General features: G+C 44.9%; 16 protein-coding genes and 2 tRNA genes. 9 read left to right on the plus strand and 9 right to left on the minus strand.

Annotation, left to right across the window (positions count from 1 at the left end; translation table 11 throughout):
* Positions 1-4 precede the first annotated feature (4 nt).
* Both CDH51_RS11325 and CDH51_RS11330 read left to right on the plus strand, forming a co-directional pair.
* Positions 5-457 (plus strand): PaaI family thioesterase, encoded by a 453-nt coding sequence (locus CDH51_RS11325; protein WP_100628671.1) that lies wholly within the window; start codon positions 5-7, stop codon positions 455-457.
* 23 nt (positions 458-480) lie between these two features.
* A complete protein-coding gene (locus CDH51_RS11330; RefSeq protein ID WP_100628672.1) occupies positions 481-885 on the plus strand; it encodes a hypothetical protein in 405 nt (134 codons plus the stop codon).
* On the opposite strand, the gene CDH51_RS11335 is transcribed toward CDH51_RS11330, so the two are convergent.
* The gene (locus tag CDH51_RS11335; RefSeq protein ID WP_100629426.1) at positions 875-1414 is read right to left on the minus strand and encodes an RNA methyltransferase; all 540 of its coding nucleotides are present in this window, start codon (positions 1412-1414) and stop codon (positions 875-877) included. The genes CDH51_RS11330 and CDH51_RS11335 overlap by 11 nt on opposite strands.
* Positions 1415-1492: 78 nt before the next feature.
* On the opposite strand from CDH51_RS11335, the gene mutS reads away from it, so the two are divergent.
* The 7 genes from mutS to CDH51_RS11375 all read left to right on the plus strand — a co-directional run bounded on the left by mutS (position 1493) and on the right by CDH51_RS11375 (position 8027).
* On the plus strand, positions 1493-4096 hold the full coding sequence (mutS, locus tag CDH51_RS11340) for a DNA mismatch repair protein MutS (RefSeq protein WP_100628673.1): 2604 nt from the start codon (positions 1493-1495) through the stop codon (positions 4094-4096).
* A 48-nt stretch (positions 4097-4144) separates the two neighbouring features.
* Entirely contained in the window at positions 4145-4942 is a 798-nt protein-coding gene (locus tag CDH51_RS11345) for a LuxR C-terminal-related transcriptional regulator (RefSeq protein ID WP_026946194.1), read from the plus strand.
* A gap of 123 nt (positions 4943-5065) precedes the next feature.
* Positions 5066-5138, plus strand: a tRNA-Gly gene (locus CDH51_RS11350).
* Positions 5139-5207: 69 nt separating this feature from the next.
* A tRNA-Leu gene (locus tag CDH51_RS11355) sits at positions 5208-5291 on the plus strand.
* Between the two features lie 145 nt (positions 5292-5436).
* Positions 5437-6591, plus strand: a complete 1155-nt coding sequence (locus CDH51_RS11360) for a site-specific integrase (RefSeq protein WP_198514298.1) — start codon at positions 5437-5439, stop codon at positions 6589-6591.
* A 407-nt stretch (positions 6592-6998) separates the two neighbouring features.
* On the plus strand, positions 6999-7250 hold the full coding sequence (locus CDH51_RS11370) for a hypothetical protein (protein ID WP_157807089.1): 252 nt from the start codon (positions 6999-7001) through the stop codon (positions 7248-7250).
* A 3-nt stretch (positions 7251-7253) separates the two neighbouring features.
* Positions 7254-8027, plus strand: a complete 774-nt coding sequence (locus tag CDH51_RS11375) for a hypothetical protein (protein ID WP_157807090.1) — start codon at positions 7254-7256, stop codon at positions 8025-8027.
* 41 nt (positions 8028-8068) lie between these two features.
* Here CDH51_RS11375 and CDH51_RS11380 read toward each other — a convergent pair whose 3' ends face one another.
* The 8 genes from CDH51_RS11380 to CDH51_RS11415 are packed head-to-tail and all read right to left on the minus strand — an operon-like array spanning position 8069 to position 20623.
* Complete coding sequence (locus CDH51_RS11380; protein WP_100628678.1) at positions 8069-9913, minus strand: hyaluronate lyase N-terminal domain-containing protein; 1845 nt, start codon at positions 9911-9913, stop codon at positions 8069-8071.
* Positions 9910-12234, minus strand: a complete 2325-nt coding sequence (locus tag CDH51_RS11385; protein ID WP_100628679.1) for a hypothetical protein — start codon at positions 12232-12234, stop codon at positions 9910-9912. The genes CDH51_RS11380 and CDH51_RS11385 overlap by 4 nt, the downstream gene beginning before the upstream one ends.
* A gap of 9 nt (positions 12235-12243) precedes the next feature.
* Positions 12244-12684 carry a hypothetical protein gene (locus CDH51_RS11390; protein WP_100628680.1) on the minus strand — a complete coding sequence of 147 codons (441 nt, stop codon included), beginning with the start codon at positions 12682-12684 and terminating at the stop codon, positions 12244-12246.
* A gap of 12 nt (positions 12685-12696) precedes the next feature.
* Positions 12697-13197 (minus strand): hypothetical protein, encoded by a 501-nt coding sequence (locus CDH51_RS11395; RefSeq protein WP_100628681.1) that lies wholly within the window; start codon positions 13195-13197, stop codon positions 12697-12699.
* Entirely contained in the window at positions 13191-13562 is a 372-nt protein-coding gene (locus tag CDH51_RS11400) for a D-Ala-D-Ala carboxypeptidase family metallohydrolase (RefSeq protein ID WP_100628682.1), read from the minus strand. Before CDH51_RS11400 ends, CDH51_RS11395 begins: the two co-directional genes overlap by 7 nt.
* Complete coding sequence (locus tag CDH51_RS11405; RefSeq protein WP_157807091.1) at positions 13546-14169, minus strand: phage holin family protein; 624 nt, start codon at positions 14167-14169, stop codon at positions 13546-13548. The genes CDH51_RS11400 and CDH51_RS11405 overlap by 17 nt, the downstream gene beginning before the upstream one ends.
* A 56-nt stretch (positions 14170-14225) precedes the next feature.
* Positions 14226-16415 (minus strand): hypothetical protein, encoded by a 2190-nt coding sequence (locus tag CDH51_RS11410; RefSeq protein ID WP_100628684.1) that lies wholly within the window; start codon positions 16413-16415, stop codon positions 14226-14228.
* On the minus strand, positions 16412-20623 hold the full coding sequence (locus CDH51_RS11415; protein WP_100628685.1) for a phage tail tape measure protein: 4212 nt from the start codon (positions 20621-20623) through the stop codon (positions 16412-16414). The genes CDH51_RS11410 and CDH51_RS11415 overlap by 4 nt, the downstream gene beginning before the upstream one ends.
* Between the last annotated feature and the right edge of the window lie 2 nt (positions 20624-20625).

The raw sequence follows: 20625 nt of genomic DNA on the forward strand, positions 1-20625 counted from the left end.
AATTATGACCTCACCACAACTTGAGTTTTTTAAATCCCAAATTGGTAAAACCCTCGACCAAACTCCCTCTGCAGCTGGTAATTGGTTGTCGGGCACATTATTGGAAATCGAGCCGGGTTTCGTCAAAGTATCTTATACTATCCGGCCTGACATGTGCAATCCAGCAAAAATCCTTCATGGCGGGATCGCTTCCTTGATGATGGATGATGTCATCGGGATGGCAAACTTTGTCTCCGAATCCGAAGTCCTGATGACAAGCATCAATTTGAATGTGGATTTTTTGTCTTCAGCCAAACTTGGAGAAAAAGTTGAGGTTTCTGCAAAATTAGTTCGCTCCGGATCAAACCTAAATCATTGGGAATCCGTAATTCGAAAGGAGTCCGGTAAGGTGGTAGCTAAAGCGAGCTCCAACATGATCAAAACTCATATCAAAATAAAAGAAATCCTAAACCAATAATTTACACAATTTAATTTTACACAATGAAAAAAACTTTTCTAATTCTCGTTTTTGGCCTTTTTTCTAGTCTAGCCTTTTCCCAAGTTACAGTTTCTTATCATCACGGATCTTTGCCTTTTATTGGGATCAATAATCAATTTGGGGAGCGATTTGTACCCGAATTTCGATTAGGTACCAATGATTTTCTGACTGATTTTGATGTAGAATTAGTAGCAAACTTTTTACTTATGAAAAAGGAGAGTGTGGAAATTTATGGTGGGTTTGGAGGTAGAGTAGGTGACATTGATGGCCTAGTGATACCTATTGGACTGAACGCCTTTCCATTTGCTCGAAAGGATTTCGGTTTTCATTTTGAATTGGCTCCTCTGGTTGGTGATTTTGATTATTTGAGAGGAACCTTCGGAATCCGCTACCGATTCATTGATTGAATTGCCTGAGTTTGACCATCAAATCCCAAAGTGCTATTCCAAGTGTGACCGAAATATTCAAAGAGTGCTTGGTGCCAAGTTGGGGTATTTCAAGTACTTGATCACATTCTTTTAGTACATCGTCTTCTACTCCAAAGACTTCATTTCCAAAAATCAAGGCAAATTTTCTTTCCGGATCAGGTATAAACTCATTTAAATAAGTTGACTGATCTACCTGCTCAAAGGCACAGATTAGATAGCCTTCAGCTTTGAGTTTATGAATAGCTTGGAGCGTATTGAGGCAATATTCCCATTCCACGGATTCAGTAGCTCCGAGCGCAGTTTTTTGAATGTCCCGGTGAGGTGGCTTTCCGGTAATTCCGCATAGGTAGATTTTCTCGACTCGAAAAGCATCCCCGGTTCGGAATGCAGAACCCACATTATTGAGGCTTCGAATATTATCCAAAACCAGACAGATTGGTGATTTCTTGGTCTCTTTGTATTCCTCAACCGACAGCCGATCGAGTTCTTCCATACTTAATTTCTTCATCTTTTTTGATCTACCTTGCTTATGGATTATTTTCAGCTTTATTTCAATCCCCAAATTTAACAGAATTCACCAGCAGGTATGAGTAAGTCCAAAGATGGTAAGGAAACACCCTTGATGAAGCAGTATAATGCGATCAAAGCAAAGCATCCCGGAGCATTGCTGCTTTTTCGGGTGGGGGACTTTTATGAAACCTTTGGTGAAGATGCGGTTACAGCTAGCAAGGTGCTGGATATAGTCCTGACCAAGCGTGCCAATGGGGCGGCTTCACATATTGAGCTTGCTGGTTTTCCTCATCATTCTTTGGATAATTATCTCCCAAAGCTGGTGCGGGCAGGAAATCGCGTCGCCATTTGTGATCAGCTTGAAGACCCCAAGTCAGTCAAGGGTATTGTGAAAAGAGGGGTGACCGAACTGGTAACTCCAGGGCTTTCCTATAATGATCAAGTTCTTGACACGCGGAAGAACAATTATTTGGCCTCTATTCATTTTGGAAAGGAAAAGCATGGGCTGGCTTTCTTGGATGTTTCTACCGGTGAATTTATGTGCGCAGAAGGAAGTAGCTCCTATGTGGAAAAACTGCTCCAAAGCTTTGCCCCCTCGGAGATTATTTTTTCTAAAACGGCAAGAAATCAAGCTTCTGATCTTTTCAAAAACGATTTTATAACCTTTCACTGCGAGGACTGGGTTTTCCAATATGACTTTGCTTATGAAAAGCTGAAAAATCATTTTGGTACTGCAAACCTGAAAGGCTTTGGTATCGAGGAGCTTGAAATGGGAACAGTGGCCGCAGGAGCTGTTTTACATTATCTGGAGGAAACCGAGCATAAGGAAATACAACACATCTCTGCTATTTCAAGAATTGCGGAGGAAAAATATGTCTGGTTGGATAAGTTTACCATCCGTAACCTTGAATTGGTTTTTCCACAGCATGAGGGAGGAGTACCACTGATTCAGGTTTTGGATCAGACAGTCACTCCGATGGGTTCACGCATGATGAAAAAGTGGATGGTTTTGCCTTTGAAAGAAAAGGCTCCCATTGAAGAACGTCAGAATGTAGTCGATTTTTTTGTCCAAAACCCACATTTGATTGAAGAAATCATGGGTCAACTCAAAATGATCGGTGACTTGGAGCGATTGATTTCCAAGGTGGTTGTTGGTAGAGCGAACCCAAGGGAAATGAATCAAATCAAACGGGCACTCAAAGCAACTTTACCCGTAAAGGAGCTTTTGAAATCCCAAAAAAATGCGACGCTCAAGCGTTTGTCAGATCAGATTTACCCTTGCGATTACCTTTTGGAAAAAATCGACAAGGAACTTCAGGAAGACGCTCCCATGCTCATTCATCAAGGAGGAGTCATCAAGGACGGAGTAGATAATGAATTGGATGAATATCGAAGTCTAGCCACCAAGGGAAAGGATTTTCTGGTCCAAATCCAGCAGCGTGAAATTCAGAATACCGGGATTACATCCCTTAAAATTGCTTTCAATAAGGTTTTTGGATATTATCTTGAAGTTACTCATGCTCACAAGGATAAAGTACCTCAGGAGTGGATCCGAAAGCAGACCCTGGTAAATGCGGAGCGTTATATCACTCCCGAACTTAAAGAGTACGAAGAAAAAATCCTTAATGCTGAAGAGCGGATGATTGCTTTGGAGCAGAAGTACTTCACTTTGCTCGTGGAAGAGGCCGCTCAGTTTGTCACGCAAATACAGCAGAATGCAAGAGTAATCGGGACGCTGGATGCCTTGCTGTCATTTGCTCAGGTGGCACTGACCAATAATTATGTCAAGCCAAAAATCGCTGATACGGATACGCTGGAAATCAAGGATGGTAGGCACCCTGTGATCGAGCGACAACTTCCTCCTGGAGAGGATTATATCCCCAACGATATTTATCTAGATCACGATAGCCAGCAGATTTTGATCATTACCGGTCCAAATATGGCGGGTAAGTCTGCCCTGCTCCGTCAGGTAGCATTGGTGGTACTGATGGCTCAGATGGGAAGTTTTGTGCCGGCTTCTTTTGCGCGAATAGGAATCATAGACAAGGTATTTACCCGAGTCGGTGCCTCTGATAATCTATCCAAGGGAGAATCTACCTTTATGGTGGAAATGACCGAAACTGCGAGTATTTTGAATAATCTTTCGGGACGCAGTCTGGTCTTGATGGATGAAATTGGAAGGGGAACTTCCACATACGATGGGATTTCCATAGCCTGGTCTATTGTCGAGTATTTGCATAATCATCCGACCTTTAAGGCCAAGACGCTGTTTGCAACACATTATCATGAGCTCAATCAGCTAACTGAAGACTTTCCAAGAATAAAAAACTTCAACGTGTCGGTGAAAGAGGTAGGAAATAAAGTGATCTTTATGCGTAAATTGAAGCCAGGAGGAAGCGAGCATAGTTTTGGTATCCATGTGGCTCAAATGGCTGGAATGCCAAACCCCATTGTCCTTAGAGCTTCTGAGATTATGGGTCATTTGGAAAAGGACAAAGCGCTTCAGAAAGGCAAGGAAAATCTTAAATCAGTACCGAAAAACAACTATCAACTCAATCTTTTTGAAATGGACCCTAAGTTCAAGGAAGCAAAGGAACTCTTGGACCAAGTGGATATTAATTCCATTTCCCCAATAGAAGCTTTACTCAAACTCCATGAGGTCAAGAAAAAACTCGATTGATTTTTAATAGTTATAATTACATTAATTAAGCCGATTCATATGAAAAGTATGGATAAAGTATTTCTAAAAGACCTTAAGAAACAGGACCAGTATACCAAATTTTTTCAGAACTGGGCTGAGCAGGAGTTTAAAGCCCATCCGAATGAAAAAAGGTTGATGGAAGAGCTTGAAGCCCTCAGTAAAAATATTGGGATTCGAGAAGGTTTGGTTATTGCCTGTTTTGATTATCGAAATTTAAACCTTGCTTTTTTCACGGGTGAAGTAGAAAGAATTACAGGCTATCCTGAATCGATTTTTCGAAAGAAAGGAATGGAAGTATCCTTCACGATGCTTCACCCCGAAGACAGGGAAGAGATGTTTAAATTCCAGAAGATCGTATTTGACCAATTCCATCAATTGTCTTTGGCAGAAAGGCACACCTTTGAGTTTTCTTATACCACCAGATGGGTACATCGTACCACTAGGGAGATAAAGTGGATGATGGCGAAGGTTCGGCCGTACTTTATAGATAAGGCTGGTAACTTTGCGATGGATCTTCATATCATCTTTGAGCTTCATACCCCGCCCAAGGTGAATAGTTATGATTGGACCTATTCTTATACACAGGATGATGGCACCCGGGTATTGGTGACAAAAAGTGCTCCCGAGAAAAAGAAAATTAAGCTTAGCAATAAGGAAAAGGAGGTTGTGCAATTTATTTTGGATGGGCTTTCTTCTAAGCTAATCGCCGATAAATTGAATATTTCAGTCAATACTGTAGCGACCCATCGGAAGAATATCCTTAGAAAGCTAGGGGCAAAAAACGTCGGTGAAATGCTCAAAATCATTGGGTCCTACGAGTTTTAAGGAATCGGAGATTGAATTTTTCGATTTTTCAAAAAAATTTCCACTCTTGAATATTGCAAAAATCGTAAGTAGGCGTACCTTTGCATCCACAATCAGCTAATCGAACGGATTAGCATTCAAAAAGCGAGAGTAGCTCAGTTGGTAGAGCACGACCTTGCCAAGGTCGGGGTCGCGAGTTCGAATCTCGTCTCTCGCTCAAAAGCCCTTGATTCAAGGGCTTTCTTGTTTCAAGACCATGACAATTCTCTATTGCAAGATAGAGCAAGCCGGGATGGTGGAATAGGTAGACACGCAAGACTTAAAATCTTGTGGCCTTTAGGCCGTGCGGGTTCGATTCCCGCTCCTGGTACAATCCCCCGAGAAATCGGGCCATCTGTGATGTATGCGGTGATTTTTGTTTCACACAAAATTTCACCAGCATGCCAAAATCAACTATTAGCGGGGTTTCAAAACCCCGCTTTTCTCCAATTTTTCACACAAAACTTGCCCCGGTCATGAGAGCTTCTGTCTCATGCCGAATCCGTTTTGATCGGGCAAATAAGTCAGGGGAAGCCTCTGTTTATCTTCAGGTAATTATCGAATCCAAGCGTACTACTGTGCCTTTGAAGGTCTCTTGGCCGGTTGGATTTTTTGATAATGCCAGGGGAAAGTTCCTGCCTAGGTTTCGTGGGGATCAGCTCGCCAACGATCTCAACATGGAGGCCGATAAAGAAATGGCCAAGATCAATGAGATATTCATGTTCTATCGACACTCGGATATGAATCTGACCATTGAGCAGTTTCAAAAAGAATATCGCCGCTATGGGGCTAAAAAAGATTTCCTCGTTTGGGCCGAACAGGACGTGAAGGATCGGTATGCTGCCTTCAAAATCGCAAATCAGACCTATAGAAATGATCTCAGTTCGCTTAACAAGATCCGAAAATTCAAGTCTGAAATTCCCTTCAGCTTGATCAACAAAGATTTTCTCGAAAGCCTGCAGGCCTGGCTCACTACCAAAGGGGGAATCAGGATATCATCAGCCTGGAGGGTAATCAAAACGCTGACCACCTATGCAAGGAGGGCTGATCAGGCAGGGATCTCGGTCAACCTGGAGAGTATCTCCAAGTACACCATGCCCAAATATGAAAACCGAAAGACCTATTTGGCACCGGAAGAGCTGCAGGCATTGAAAAAGTACTATTGGAAATCCAGTACACCTGATCATCATGTTAGGATATTAGGCCATTTCCTGTTTTCCTGCATCACAGGACTCCGGTTCTCTGATGTGCAGCGGGTCTCCTGGAAGAATATCCATGGTGACATGCTGGTATTTGTGCCTTTCAAAACCAGAAGAAGGGAAAAGCAGGTCAAGATCCCTTTGCTTGAGGAGCATTTTCGGCTAATCCACAACGATAAAGGAAAGCTTTTCAATACAGTCACAGAGCAAGTAACCAACCGGACCCTGAAGGATATCGCTGAGATCTGTGACATCCGGAAAAACCTAACTACCCATGTCGCCCGACATACATTTGCGACAGAATCGCTGCGAAAAGGAATTGGGGTCGAGGTGGTAAAAGAGCTGATGGGGCATGAGAAGATCCAGACGACTCTGGAATATACCCACGTGGATGAAGCCAGGCTAAGAGATGAGATGAAAAAGTTAAAATAAAAGACCTGATCCGATAAATTAGAAGGATCAGGCTCTTCGATCCCTAGGAAGGTATTTCCTTGCAATCGTCTATAAATTGGACTAACGTGTCCATAAGATGGTAAGTGATCTGGAGATCTTCATGTGGGTGGCATTTACATGCGATCTGAGGAATCATATCTCGAATGCATGAAAGCTCCAGCATCATTGCTTCGGGACATAGATGTGAGTTAAGTTCAAAGAAGTTTTTAACTGCCTTCACCAGTTGCTCATCATTTTTCATAGGGGATGAAATGGTTTAGTTTAACAAAAAAGAACCCCCAAATTTCGACTAAAAAAGACTGTAAAAAATCCCATAAACAGGGTAGTTTTCAGTTAGTTAATAGATTTTTGCTATTCACATTAAAAGAATTGTTTATTATGTATCCATGACTTTGCCAAGGAGATTGACAATCGAAGAAGAGCAGCTAAGGGCAGAGCTAGTGAAGCTTGAAGAGCGGATCCGGATGAAGATTCGAAGGATAGGACTGACCAATCAGAAGCTGCCGTATGAGCGTCTGGCCAAAGGCCGTCAACTAAAAGAACTATGTCTGGCAGCAATTTCGTATCTTGACCAAGGAAATGAAATCAAGGTGCAAGAATGCCTGAGGGCGTTAAGGGAAAGTGGAATAAAAATTTAAAAAATGGATGTTTATTTAACAATTGACGAATATATGGATACATTTTTTGCTTTTTTAACTTTTATGTCAGGAGTATTTAGTTTATGTATCCTTTATAAAGGTTACAGATTAGGGAAAAAGTATTTGCTACAGCATGCACAAAAATTGAAGATTGAAGAATTCTATGAAGTAAGGTCAAAATTGTATTGGGAAATTGATCGGCTTCAAAACCTGGTGCTCAATGTAGTTCGTACCGAGGTCCGGATTCATGAGCTAAGAGGTATTTCAAAATCTCAAGAAGTCCCTTTTTTATCAGATGAGGAGCGCGTTTTATTTATGAACGGATTATTATTCGCTCAACAAGTTCAGGTTACTCATGATAGGATTATTCAGAATAAAAACTCAATAATTAAGTGTGTGGGTGGTATTTTAGAGATTTTATTATTTCTTGATTTAGATTTCTTAAAACAATCTTTTGAAAATATTCGAATTAAATGCGAATATTTAACTCAATTGGTTGATCCTTTCGGGACAGGTCAGCCAAGTTCTATTGAAATTGTCACTTTACAAGGAGGCAGTCAATATGAAGTTCGACATGAAGATGTTAATCCAGAAGAATCAGGGACTGGGTCACCAAACTATTATGATGCTATGTTGATTCTTCATCATCTTCATGGTCCAGGTTTTCGTGAGGATTATGGAGTGGATTTTATTAACAGCCTATTTGAAGATTATAAAAAATTAATTATAAAAACCCCTGAACGAATCGTCTTCGATTATGGAAAAAATCTTAATTAATTATAAGATAAAAAGCGGCCCGAGAGCCGCTTTTTGATTATTTACATGGCCAAACTGACCTGCCCGGAGGCTTTTTCTAGTCTAGCTTTTATTCCTGAATCTGCATCGAACTGTAAAGTAGGATTAGTTTCGGTGAAAGATCCATCAACTACCCAATTACCTGTCACAGTGTAATCATCGTTTCCGAGATAATCACCTGGGAAATGAACCAGATCATCCTGCAGATCTCCTCCGGCAAAAGTTTCATAGGATCTGAATCTTGTCAGAGCCTTGATCTGTAGATCTGCTCCGGGCTTGCTGATAAACAAAGTTACAGTGCCTTCGAAGTAAAGGAATGAGTCTGTTCCAGGGATATTTCCGGATGGAAGTTTTACCTCGATATTGCCCAATTTCAGCCTTACCAAAGGCTGCGTTCCGTTTGGCTTGACATAGTAGTTCAGACTTATTTCCAAGACCATTTGTGCTCCAAAATTAACAGCACCAACAAATTCCTCTCGGATAAATCCAACTTGGGAAATTGTTTCATATCCAGTGCCTGTATGTGTGATTTCTGACTGAACTCCAATAGGAGTTCCTAAAGAAATGGGATTCTGTGTGAATGGAGCTATTAGTTCCATCACTTGCGCCTCGGTGACAAATTGACTTAGATCGACCACCTCCTTGTAAGGAGTATGCAACATATAAATTTCCACCGTTTCATCGGCTTGCAACGTATGAAGGTCGTCTCCGTTAGAGTTTCCGATGTAAGCAACATCGAATTCAACATAATCGCCTTGATCTGAGCCTGAATCGCCTAACCAAAGCATAAAAGATTCTGTGTTTTCATCTGGGAAATCCAAAATCAAAACTCTATCTGGACTAGCAGTTGATCCATAAACATCAGATTCTCCAAGGATCCAATCAAGAATAGCCTGTCCTTCATTTGAAGCTTTGGAAATACAAATCCTTGTTACTTCTTGGAGATTTAGTGAGTCAAAGGCAATATATCCATTTCCTGGATCTGTAGTTGCACCATTTCCCTGAACTGGTTGGAGAGTTCCGCTTACTTGTAGTTCTGCTTTGGACTCCTGTTCAAAAACGGCTAATGAATTGGATTTGGCAGCATTTCCAATAATGAAGGTATCTAAATCATGCACTCCATTGAGGATATCCTCAATATCAAGTAGCGGTAATCCAGGAGCCTGCATTACAGAGCCTTCATTTGAGCTGATGGTTACAGAGTAATTCTTGACTCCTAGACCGCCGGTTGAACCTCCTAATCGAATGATAGCTGCTTTGCTCAAGTCGTTCAAAGCAATAAAAAGATGATCCGATTTAGAATATCTTCCAATCGACTGCTCAAGATCAGTGTCGGAAGAGAAATAGATTTTGATATCTCCTGATTCATCCTGGATACGGACCTGACCTGTAGGTAAGGATACAGATGTACTTACCGAAGATGCCAAGGTGTACTCAGGCATATTGGAAGTATCATCAATTAACCAAGATACTGCTCTAAATTGGCCTTCTGCCGATGCAATGCCAATTAAAACTGTTTCAGTATCTGGCTCAGATAGTCCATCATTTACCATTCTCAGTAGTGCTCCTCCTGCATTTTGTTGCTCGCTGGAGAAATCTCTGATTAGGAATAATTGTCCGTCATTGAAGTTTCCAAATTCCGGATCATCCCAAAGATCACTAGCTGTGTCATAGATAGCGATATTGGTGGAATCACTCGGTTCTCCAGGGTTCAGGATATTTGATAGCTCGCTCCAAGCTGTTTCGCCATCCCCAATTTTTAATTCCCCGGTATCGGTGGACCAAGCTAGTTCGCCTTGTGCTAGTACCGGATCTGCTTGCGCCCAAAAGGCCGCTTTGTCTCTGCGAAGTTGTATTCTGTGACTCATGGTGTGAATGATTGTGCGTTGCCGCCGTCAATGATTTGTGTTGTTAAGTAGATCGAATTTGCAGATCCTCCATCGATATCGAAAGGACAAATGAAGAGGCTAAAAAAATACTGGTCTCCAGGAGGAAGGCTTGGAATAATTGCCTCTCTCCTATAGAATAAATATCTATCAGCTGGACCTAGAGCAAACGGTCTGTAAATAAGGATGGCCTTTGAATCGAGATGCTGATAAAACAGATCGTATTCTGTGGCAGAGACTTTCACTAAAGTAAAAACTGCCGGATCAAGAGATCCAGAAACTTCCAGTACACTACTGACATACTCTCCTGTTCCATCATTGATCAGGGCACAGTAGAGCTCTCCTCGCTGCGTGACATCTCCATCTAGTGTAGCCAGGATATCGAGCTTGAATTGATAATCACGAATCGCAGGACCTCCGGATACCACGGTATTGATCCTAGCCAGCCTGGAGAATCCTACTGCCAAATTTCTAGTAGCAAAGGATCCTATTCGATCCGCTCTTACAATTACTATTTTACCATTGGTATTGACTTGGATCAGATTGGAAGGACTGCCCGGATCTGACAAGCTGGCCAAGGTGATGGATGATAGGATGGTCTGATTGCCTGGAGCTGATTTGGATACAAAGTCAGTCAGATCCTCCGGAGTGACTTCTGGAGTATTGTCACCTGCAGGAGTCCGAATAACCCTAGCAAGCAAGATGGTCCCTACAGGGATGGAAGGATCTATCAGCTGGTCCGGATCCTCTGGTCCAGAGATCCATAAGATGTCCCCATTATTGTCTCCCACTGCATAATCTACTCGATTGAAATTAGAGGGAGTGCCAGTGGTCCCAGTGATATTTTGATCTCCTCCTATGTATTCAAATCCATCGATAATCCATGCCCACCCATTGAGATCTACATCAGTAGGACTATTGAAATTCAATATACCAGTCTGAGATACTCCATCTACTGCAGCTGGATCTTGAAGATCCTTCACCTTCTGCAGCTCCTCAGCGGTTAGGTGAAAGTATTCTCCTTCTGGAGAATCTCCTCCCTGGAGGCCGGCCAACTCGTTGTGATTCCCGGAAGGGATATTCTCCAAAATATCCGCCAGAATGTTTTCCCAGGTTATGAAAAACCAGCCCGGAGTACCGGGCTTTTGCACTGGGAAAAGCAATCCAGAAGGATCGCTTTGCTGGGGGAATTCGCCAATATTCGGAGGCAGGTAAAAATCATCATCCCCCGGCCCGATGATCACTGGATCAATGAGGGGACTTTTTTTTTTAAAAAGACTGAGATAAATCGTCTGTCGGGTATAGCTGAATTTGAAATCCAGACTTGTCAGTGTATTCTCCGGAGCGTTGAACTCAGGATTGAGCAGCCGGATCTCTGTAAAGGCTTCCTCTAAGAGGAAGTACTTTTCTTTAGCTTGGAAGAAATCCATCGTCCAAAGAAGCTCCGCCCGACTGCGAAAAAAGCCTGTGTTTTTCTCAAAGGCTAATCGGGGATTGACCTGGTAGTCCCGCTCATATTCATCATCGAACAGTGCTGCGTCGACTTCGATGGGATTGGTAGACTCACGCTCACCCGTGAGACGGATGGTATCCAAACCGCCGACCGAGTTTTTGAATAGGAAGAAATCATCCCATTCAAAAAACTCATCCGTAAGCACATAGCGCTGCACATAAGTCGAAAAGGCCTCTCCTCCGTCATTTTCCACCCACACGTCGATGTAGATGGGTTGATCCACAAACTCATTCCGAAGATCGGAATAGGTCATGTTGATCGTATAATGCTTACCTGTAGCTAGGTTGTGCAGTGTTTTGGTCTCAGAGGTCCCTCCAGGGAAATACCCCTTGATCTTAACCAAAGCTGCCTGCTGGGTAAAGAAGCTCAGCCATTCGACTTGCACATCTTTGACCTTCTTAATTTGGGGCTGCCAGGTGAGCCAGGATTCCTTCAAGAAGGATGCACAGTCCAAATTCAGCGTAGAGGAACCGCCCTTGATGGCCGTAAAGGTAATTTCCTCGGTGAATTCTCCGGAGATGATCTCCACGGTAAAAGTGTCAAATGAGCGGGTCTGCTCATAGAGATCCACTTCACCAGGAAGATCCAAGTGAAGGTATTCGTCCAAGAATTCACGCAGCAGTACGCGGCTACGCCCCAAATCATCTGCCGTGTAATATTCGGCAAGGATAAGGGTCGCGCCTTTGCTGATATTTACAGTCATCCCGAGCCCGTCCGTCTGGACAATTAGCTCGGGGATATTACCGACAAAGGTCAGCGACTGCGGCTGCTGAAGAATCGTCAAGGCCATCTAATCCGATCAGTTGCTGGTGTAGAGTGGTTTGAATTTGAGTGTCTTCGATCCGTCTGGATAGTATAGCGGATATTTGATAATGACTTTCTCCCCCTTCTTAGACTCGGAGATCTCTTCTGGTCCTAGCGAAGTGGCCACTTTCCCTTCCGGGATGGCCGAATAGTCTTCTAAGACCTTAAATTTGACCCCTTTCACATACTCAAAGTAAATGATGGAGATAGCCTGAGGTCCTGCCTGGTAGGCTGCATCACTACGCTGACCGGTATCTTCGATATCGATCATCACGGATGCCCCATTGACCTCCAGCGGAGCTGTCAAAAGCGGGTAAGCAGGCTGCACGGTCTTGGTGACCGAGACGAGACTGGATGACTTGCATCCGGTCAGGATGGGTAACACTGCCAAAGCTATCAGCAGGGTCAAAGCGATTTTGGTAATCAGGTTTTTCATGGTGTATGAAGTTTAGGTAAGAAATTTTCGAATAGTCAGAAATGCTATCAGGAGCAATGCTCCGATGATCAGCTGCTTAAAGTCATGCCAGAGCTGTTGGATCCAGGTTTTAGAGACCTCTACCGTCACCCGCTCATATTCAGACTGCAGGCGTGTGATTTCGCGCTGAAGCGTCTCAATGATCCGCTCCTGCTGCTCACACAATGCGGTCAGGTTGCCCATCTCATCGATGAGTATCCCGACCTTCAGTTTGGTTTCGGGATCTTCCCGGATAAGCGTTCGCTCGATCACTTTGGGATCTACTCCGCTCCCAAGTAAGGTGACCAGCGAATCGATATTGATCGTAGGTGACTGGATCGTAGATCCCGGTACATCAATCGGCACGAGCTTCTCCACGATGATAGTCGTGTCCCGATACACACGCTCCACGCCTGTGATAGTCTGCTTTGCTCCGCAGGCCCAAAAGAACAGGGGAATGCAGAGCAGGAATAGATTTCTCGCCCTGATCACCATCGTGCTCTGACCCCCCTGATGTCATAATGAACCCATGATCTGTAAGCCTTGAGCCCACCTTGAGGAATCTTTCCCTCAGAAATCAATCGCTCAATAATCGCGGCTACCGCTCTAGGGTTTTTTCCATAGACTTTAAAATCGGCTGCTTTGCCTTGTATGTGCATGGAGTTTTGGGCTCCTCCGATTCTAGAATTATGCTCTGGAGATCGGTATCCTGATGTGATGGTAATTGGAGCCTTCAACTCATTCCTAATGATCTGAAGTGCCATCGCCAATGAATGAAGGTGGTTCAATACCTGGTCAGGCATGGGAGCGCCTGATCTGCACTGGAATTCGGATAAATTGAAATTAGTAGTCAGCTGCATGATCTTGGTCATTAGGTCTTCGGGGATCGTCTTTTCTCCGGTATTCCGGATCGATGTGCTCTGAAAAATCATCTCCATGGGGAGATTGAAAGTCGGTATTCTTGGGCGTAGGCTTGCCGGTCAGCTCATTGAAATCTCCGGATTCGTTGAATCCTTCAAATCGCTTCAGGATAAATTTGGGTACAAGTTTTTTGTTGATTTTTCCGAGGTTTCGCATGATACTGATAGCCTCGACAATAATGACTCCGGCATAGATGACCATTTTGAAGTAATAACCTCCTGGCATAGCTTCATCCGAAACTTTAAAGTTTTCCAGGACATGCCCGAGTATCATCAGTGATCCATAGACGACAAACTTGATAAAAATACCTGCAAGCTTTCCTGGAGATACTTGTCTTCTGGAGACGGCAAAACCAAAACCTAGAAGTGTGTCCAAAACGATGAGAACCAAAAGCCAAATCAGGAACGGCCAGTCTGAAAAAATATAGCGCTCAATGAAAATAAGAATCGGAGCAAAGAAAATTCCCCATCGGGATTTGTCGGCCACCTCATGGGCTAGCTCTGCGGATTTTTGTAGGATAGAATGAAGCACGAAATCTCTGATCATGTATGAAAACTTGATTCCAAAGTACTTCAGGTGGGTAATTGCAGAAAGGACAGAAATCATAGCATGCAATCACCATCATCCGAGCAGGACCCTCCTACCGAAATGGAGACTCCATTGACGGACTCGACACCTTCTCCTCCCTGGATCAGTACCGGTGTGATTTCGGAGCAGACCACAATGAGCGTGTCATCTCCATCCTGGAACTGGTCATAGAGCAGGTAATTTTGCGTGAGTAGACTCCCGGCAGGTCGCCTGATCTGTATATCAAAGTCGTCTGTGATCGGATCAAAAGTCAGCGTATCAATCGAAATCGTGTAGCAGGTACCAGTCGGCGGTACAGGTACACTGGATCCCGGCTCCCATACCGATCCATCACTGTAGCTAGGCTCACCTTCACCTGGTATCGGAGCCTCAATGAATTCGCATCGCGCGAGAAAGACCTCGTCCTTGCCGATTGGAATCGTCAGCTTTTCGATCCACCACAGCTTACCCCTGAGCAGTACTTTCTTTCGAGCGTCGATCCGCTTGATCTGACTGGCTGTAAAGATCAGATTACCAAAAGCCCGGAGCCGGTCCCTCTCCACCCATTCCTTGAACTGCTTGTGAAAGTTGAAAATCAAACCGTCAGCCCCTTCCCATGCCAGGGAAAGCTCTCCCATCCGGATACCGGTGGGAGCATAGTTGTGATAGGATAGATAGGGATAATCCACGAGTTCGTTGCCAAAGCTGCCGTTAGGCGTCAGGCCTTGATAGAGCATGATCGAAGGCTTGTAGCTAGGATCTTTGGAGCCCGAGAAAAGGGGCTGATAGAGTGGATAGAGATCCACTGGTGAATCTGAATTCCGAAAGTCCTGCAGATTGTCCGAAGGCACCATCTGCAATGGGCCCAGAGAAACGGAAATATCAAACCCGTCCTTGGCCACCGAGCCAAAAAGGCCGTGATTCTTCACCTCATAGCTGTACTTGTTGAGCTGGGGATCCGCATCCCAATAGAGGCTTTGCTTCTTGAGGATCAGCTGCCGGGTGGTCTGAATGTAATACACCTGCTCTAGCGTGTCAGGATCCACCGGCGCATCGAGGAGCTCCTGTATCGTACCGAGTACAAACTCCGGATCGATCTCGGGTCGCTTCTCTGAGAATTCCTGATAGCCATAGACATAGTTTTGTGCCGGTTCTCGCGAAAGCACCAACCTAGAGGCCAATTGGGAATTCCAATCCTGAAAGCTTTCATCATTTATCAGATCCCGGTTGTATTTGATCTGAAAGCGGGTAGTCGGTCCGTCTTGGATGCGGAACAGCGTCATGCAAAACATATTCATGGCCGAGTGCAGTACATCTGCCGCGGTGACAGTCGATTGAAAGGTCCCGAGATTGAAATACAACTCCTCAACCGGAGAGGAAGGGTTGGGATAATCATTATCCACCAAAATCCCCTTCCACTTGATCACAATATCATCCCGGAAATTGGGATGATAGTGCGCTGTCAAGACCAGCTTGGACAGCTCTTCATCAAGGAAAGGATTCTCCTCATCGGGCAGATCCAGCACGATCTTGAAGAGCTCCGAAAGCCGGATCTGCGGATACATCACCGTATGGGTGGGAATCGCCAGCTCACCGGGAACGATATTCTCCTTGAGTCGGGTATCATTTCCCCCGATAAATGCCCAGGCATTGAAGAAATTATTTTGTCCGAAAAGTATGTTGACAAAGAGCTCTGTGCCGTCAAAGGAGCGGGTTTCTCTACTACCGCTCTGCCGGATCGGAGCGGCAGTAAAGACATGCTGATTCTGATGTGCTTCAAAGAATAGCAAGCCGTAATTGTACCGAGGCTGTCCGACTCCGGGAAAGTCCTCCGTCCGATGCTCAAAGTCCGCTTCACCGAATTCGTATCGGCCAAGATCCAGCTCATTCATCGGCTGACGGGCTTTAGCCAGATTGTCTACCGCCTGAAAATTGGCTTTGAGTTTTCCACCAATTTCTTGAATGATCAGCGAGCCATAGTATAGTACCAAGGCACTCATTCCCATCACTGATCCGGAATATTCCCAGGATCGATTGGCCAGGTTGACCCGGTCCGGGTGCTCAAAGACTTTGCGGTTATTCTCAGTCAGCGGGAAATCAAAGCTGGTGGTATAGGGAAAAGGTGTCCTGTTTTGAATAAGAATCGGGTTCTCTATGACCAGCTCCACATTGAAGTCCAGCGGAAGATCCAGCTTTCGTCCGTTTACTTTGATATATACACTCATAGTGAGGCGTTTTTACGAATAACCTCCAATTCCTTCTGCCGCTCCTCGAGTCCTCGCTTGCCGGTGATGCTCACATCCGCGGCGATCGGTCTTCGAAGCCGCTCATTGAGCTGATTGATCGCCTTCGTGTTCGACTTGATCAGGGCCATCATCTCCGGATATAGTCCCATGCCGAGACCCGATCCCGAAGGAGAGGCCTCCGGAATATCAGAAGAGAGCCGACCGCCTTTCTGCCTTCCGGGTATGGATCTGCGGAGCTCCCGGTTTTCTTCCAGGACACGGAAGAGATTCAGCGAGGAGATCTGTCCCAGGCGCTGAGCCGTATCAATCGCATCGAGTACCGGTGCCACGGTGGGATTATTCACTGCCTCATTGGATGCGACAAATTCCCGTCCCGACTCGCCGGTGATGACGGTCGGACTGTCCACAAAGCCCCGGTGATTGGGCTTCTTTCTCGCCCGATAGCGTCTCCCATCCTGCGAGCGGACCACATCGAGAAACCCTCCATCTTCCGCTCCCGGAATCTCGGGCAATGGTGTCCGCATGATCGTACCGATCTGCATGGCACCCATAGCACCTACTATGATCGACAAGGCAACATTGGGAAGGGCAGCAGCAATCGCCGAAGCCGTATTGACGATGGCGGACATTAAGGCAACGTTGCGCTCACGCTTTGCAGCGTTGCGGTCATGCTCCGCCTTCTTTCTTTCCAGGTCCGCATCGAGTGCGGCCACCTGCTGGGTATATTGGTTTTGTGAGATATAGCCCTGATCAAGTCGGGACTTCAGGGCCTGTTTTTTCTTCTCATTGGACTTTTCGAACTCCGCCAATTCGCGCCGCTCACCGGCATTGACAAAGGATACGTATTGGGCATAGGCGGAGATCATGGCTTGCGCTCCCATGACCAGCTCATTGATACCCGTCTTTCCTGATTCCAGGCGTTCAAAGAAGATTTCCCAATCCTCTGCAGCAAAGCCGAGAATATCAACATTCCGGGCTCTCAATCCGCGGTCTTCTGCGATTTCGGTACCGGATCCCAATCCGATTTCAGAAAGCAGCAGCTTTACTTGGGACAGCTTTTCCTCCAGTACCTGAACTTCTTCATCGGAAAGCACCTGATCAGCTAGATCAATTCCCTGAAAGGCGCCTGTTGCTATTGATTGCTCTAGCTCGGCCTGAAGACCTTCCAAGTGCTGACGCATCAGCTCTTCTTCCTCTCTCTGGAACTTCTTATCGATTTCCCGCTGGGCATCACGCATATTACGCAGACCTGCCAAAGCATCTGCAGAAAGCTCGTCTTCCAGGATGGCTCTAGCCTGAGCCATGGTTTTAATTTCCTTGAATTGCTCATTGTGGGAAATACGCAGTGCTTCCAGCTCTCGCTCGAAAGCATATTGCTTCTTATCCAAAGCCTTTTGCATGGCTTGGGCGTCAATATGACTGAGATTATCGTAATACTGCAGCTGAAGGGCTTTCAAAACCTCGAGTTCCTGAGCAGTCATTTCTTCTCGGTTCTTACTAGCCAAACCTGCCTGCTCGAGGCGTCGCTGATGGGCTATGTTTTCCTGATCGATAAAGGAAAGCTGCGATTCCAAAACCTGCTGCTGGTATTCTTGCTGCTTCTGAAATAATGCCTCTGCCTCTTTTTCCTCCTTGGAAATTTGATCTGCTTTAGTTTTGGAAACTTTCGATGTAGTCTGAATCTGATACTTGGCCAATTCATCCTGGATGCGCTTTTGCTCTTCCGCATTTTTGCGGAGTGATTCAGTGTCAGCTACATTGATTTTTTCGCGTGCTTCCTGGAGCTTCTTAAGCTGCTCATTCAGACTTTGTATGGTGGTGATTTGCTCGGCTGATTCTCCGCTACTGCTCGAATTAGTATTCAGGTTTAAATCAGGGCGATCGGTGTTTTCTTTGATGAAGGCAGTCAAAAGCTTTTCTTGCTCTCGGATTTCTTTTGCACCTTCAGCTAATTTGGAGGATATCACGTTTGATTTACCAACAACAAAGGCCTGAAGGTTTTCCCAAAAGCTCAAATCAGTAGAGTCTTTGGCAAGGTCCAGTTTCTTTTTTTCAAGCTCTACAAGCTTTTCCTCAGCTGCCTGTACCCTGGCTTTTCTAATTAATGATTCGATATATTCATCGGTAGCTTTCTTGGCAGCTTCAGTACCGACAGTCTCCAGATCAAGATTTGAAAAGTACTTCGGTGAAATATCATTGAGTTTTTGAAGTGCAATAAGCCTTTCCTCATCAGAGCGAGTTTTATCCTGAGCAATAGCAATGAGTTTTTCAATCTCAAGACGTTCTCTGATGACTGATTTTTCAGCATCTCTCGAAATATCATTTACCGCTCGCTGGGCTTTCTCAGCTGCAGTAAGAGATTTGGACCAGTTATATACAGCTACTCCAAGAGCAATCACCAAAGCAGCAACTGCTGCATAAGGATTCGCTGCGGCTACACTATTGACAATTCGCATGGCTTGGGCAGCCCCTTTGAGGTTACCAGTTAAAAGCATCTGAGCAGCTGCCAGCAGTTGAGTAGCGATCAGCTGAGCATTGTCCCAAAAAATCTTAGCCTTTGCCAGTAGAATACTGGCCTGAGTTTGCTTATTCTGAATGAACACCACTGCATTGTAGGCTACGACCGCAGACACCAGGCTAAGAATTGCCGTCTTGTTTTGCATAAAAAAGTCTAATGCGCTGGTTAGAATTCGGACGAAATAAGAGAATCCTGAGGTGGACATGGTCATCACCGGCATGAGCTTTTCTCCCAGCTCCACAACCATGGCCTGAAGCCCTTTTCTAGCTTTCTCCAGCTTGGCAGCTGCAGTTTCATTCTTGACGTTGAATTCATCGGTCAACGAGGTCCCCTCTGCAAACGAAACATTTGCTAAATCCTGTTGCTGTCTGAGAGTCTCGGTATTGTTTGCCAAAACAGCTATTACCGAGGTTGCTCTGGCGCCATCGATCTCCAGATCACCCATATTGTTGATCATCTCTGACAAGCCTGAATTATTTCCCCGAACTCCTTCCAGGAACCGGATAAATGCCTCATTGGCATCTTCATTCAATAACCTGGTGAAGTCTTCAATCGTCATACCGGCGAGCTTTGCAAAAGCTTCGGTATTGGTAAACATCTTGGGAATAAGGTTATTGAATGTCGTAGATGAGACTTCAGAAGTTTGTCCCAATTGATCCAAGGTAGCAGCTAATCCCAAGATCTCGGTAATGCTGATTCTTGCAGATGGAGCCATACCTGCAGTGCGCTTGGTAAACTCAACCAGGAAACCCTCATTAGCAGTCGATGCAGCTCCTAATTCGTTGATTGCAGAACCAACTTTGAGCAGTGCAGACTCCAAAGGAACCTCTTCATCGATTTTGAAAATATCAACTAGCTTACCGACAGCATTGATAGAGTCCTCGACATCTCCACCCAGATCTTCTTTCAGAGCGACCACAATTTTATCTGCAGATCGGATAAAGCCTTCCACATTTTCCCGGCCTTCTATACCAAGCTTACCAGCTACTCTACCAAGACCAAGAAGGTCCTCTTGTGCAGTACGGGTATCGAGAGATTTCAGGCTTTCATTCATTTCGAGGACTTCACCTTTAAGCATACCGGTGGTTTTCATGACATCAGCCACCTTGTCATCAAATTCTGCATAAGCAGTAATGGCAGCTCTTACTCCTGAGATAGCTCCATAAAAAGTTGCAAGGCCTGCAGTGATCACGCCGATGTAGTGGTTGAATTTTCCAGCTAGATTCTGAATACTCATACCGGTCCGCTGTGCTCTTCCTGTAAGCTCATTGTACCGAGTAGAAACTTGAGTAAGTCTTTCATCATGCTTTTTCCAGTCTTCGGTCAGAGGAGGGGCAATATCCCGAAGTCTTCGGATCCTATTCATCTCTCGCCTCAAATCTGCAGCTGACATCGTATTGATATCCATTTCAGAGCGGAGCTGCTTTAACCTGGATTCGGCAAGGGAAATAGCATTGTTTTTCTGCTTGATCGCTGCAGTGACGGCCTTATATTCCTTTGTGTCTTTTTTATTTTGTTGAGCAAGAGCTTTTTGCTGGCGCTCAAGGGCACGGAGTTCAGAATTTGTGTCTTTGATCGATCGTTCGAGTTCGCCGATTTCCTTTTTCCCTTGATCACCATTGACAATGATGTTCAGTACCAGATCTTCATCTCTGAGTTTTTTGCCCATGG

Source organism: Algoriphagus formosus (assembly GCF_002807035.1).
Taxonomy (GTDB): domain Bacteria; phylum Bacteroidota; class Bacteroidia; order Cytophagales; family Cyclobacteriaceae; genus Algoriphagus; species Algoriphagus formosus.

Coding starts and splice junctions, on each gene's coding strand:
- CDH51_RS11325 (WP_100628671.1), top strand. CDS start 5: ATGACCTCACCACAACTTGAGTTTTTTAAATCCCAAATTGGTAAAACC.
- CDH51_RS11330 (WP_100628672.1), top strand. CDS start 481: ATGAAAAAAACTTTTCTAATTCTCGTTTTTGGCCTTTTTTCTAGTCTA.
- CDH51_RS11335 (WP_100629426.1), bottom strand. CDS start 1,414: ATGAAGAAATTAAGTATGGAAGAACTCGATCGGCTGTCGGTTGAGGAA.
- mutS (WP_100628673.1), top strand. CDS start 1,493: ATGAGTAAGTCCAAAGATGGTAAGGAAACACCCTTGATGAAGCAGTAT.
- CDH51_RS11345 (WP_026946194.1), top strand. CDS start 4,145: ATGGATAAAGTATTTCTAAAAGACCTTAAGAAACAGGACCAGTATACC.
- CDH51_RS11360 (WP_198514298.1), top strand. CDS start 5,437: ATGAGAGCTTCTGTCTCATGCCGAATCCGTTTTGATCGGGCAAATAAG.
- CDH51_RS11370 (WP_157807089.1), top strand. CDS start 6,999: ATGACTTTGCCAAGGAGATTGACAATCGAAGAAGAGCAGCTAAGGGCA.
- CDH51_RS11375 (WP_157807090.1), top strand. CDS start 7,254: ATGGATGTTTATTTAACAATTGACGAATATATGGATACATTTTTTGCT.
- CDH51_RS11380 (WP_100628678.1), bottom strand. CDS start 9,913: ATGAGTCACAGAATACAACTTCGCAGAGACAAAGCGGCCTTTTGGGCG.
- CDH51_RS11385 (WP_100628679.1), bottom strand. CDS start 12,234: ATGGCCTTGACGATTCTTCAGCAGCCGCAGTCGCTGACCTTTGTCGGT.
- CDH51_RS11390 (WP_100628680.1), bottom strand. CDS start 12,684: ATGAAAAACCTGATTACCAAAATCGCTTTGACCCTGCTGATAGCTTTG.
- CDH51_RS11395 (WP_100628681.1), bottom strand. CDS start 13,197: ATGGTGATCAGGGCGAGAAATCTATTCCTGCTCTGCATTCCCCTGTTC.
- CDH51_RS11400 (WP_100628682.1), bottom strand. CDS start 13,562: ATGCAGCTGACTACTAATTTCAATTTATCCGAATTCCAGTGCAGATCA.
- CDH51_RS11405 (WP_157807091.1), bottom strand. CDS start 14,169: ATGATCAGAGATTTCGTGCTTCATTCTATCCTACAAAAATCCGCAGAG.
- CDH51_RS11410 (WP_100628684.1), bottom strand. CDS start 16,415: ATGAGTGTATATATCAAAGTAAACGGACGAAAGCTGGATCTTCCGCTG.
- CDH51_RS11415 (WP_100628685.1), bottom strand. CDS start 20,623: ATGGGCAAAAAACTCAGAGATGAAGATCTGGTACTGAACATCATTGTC.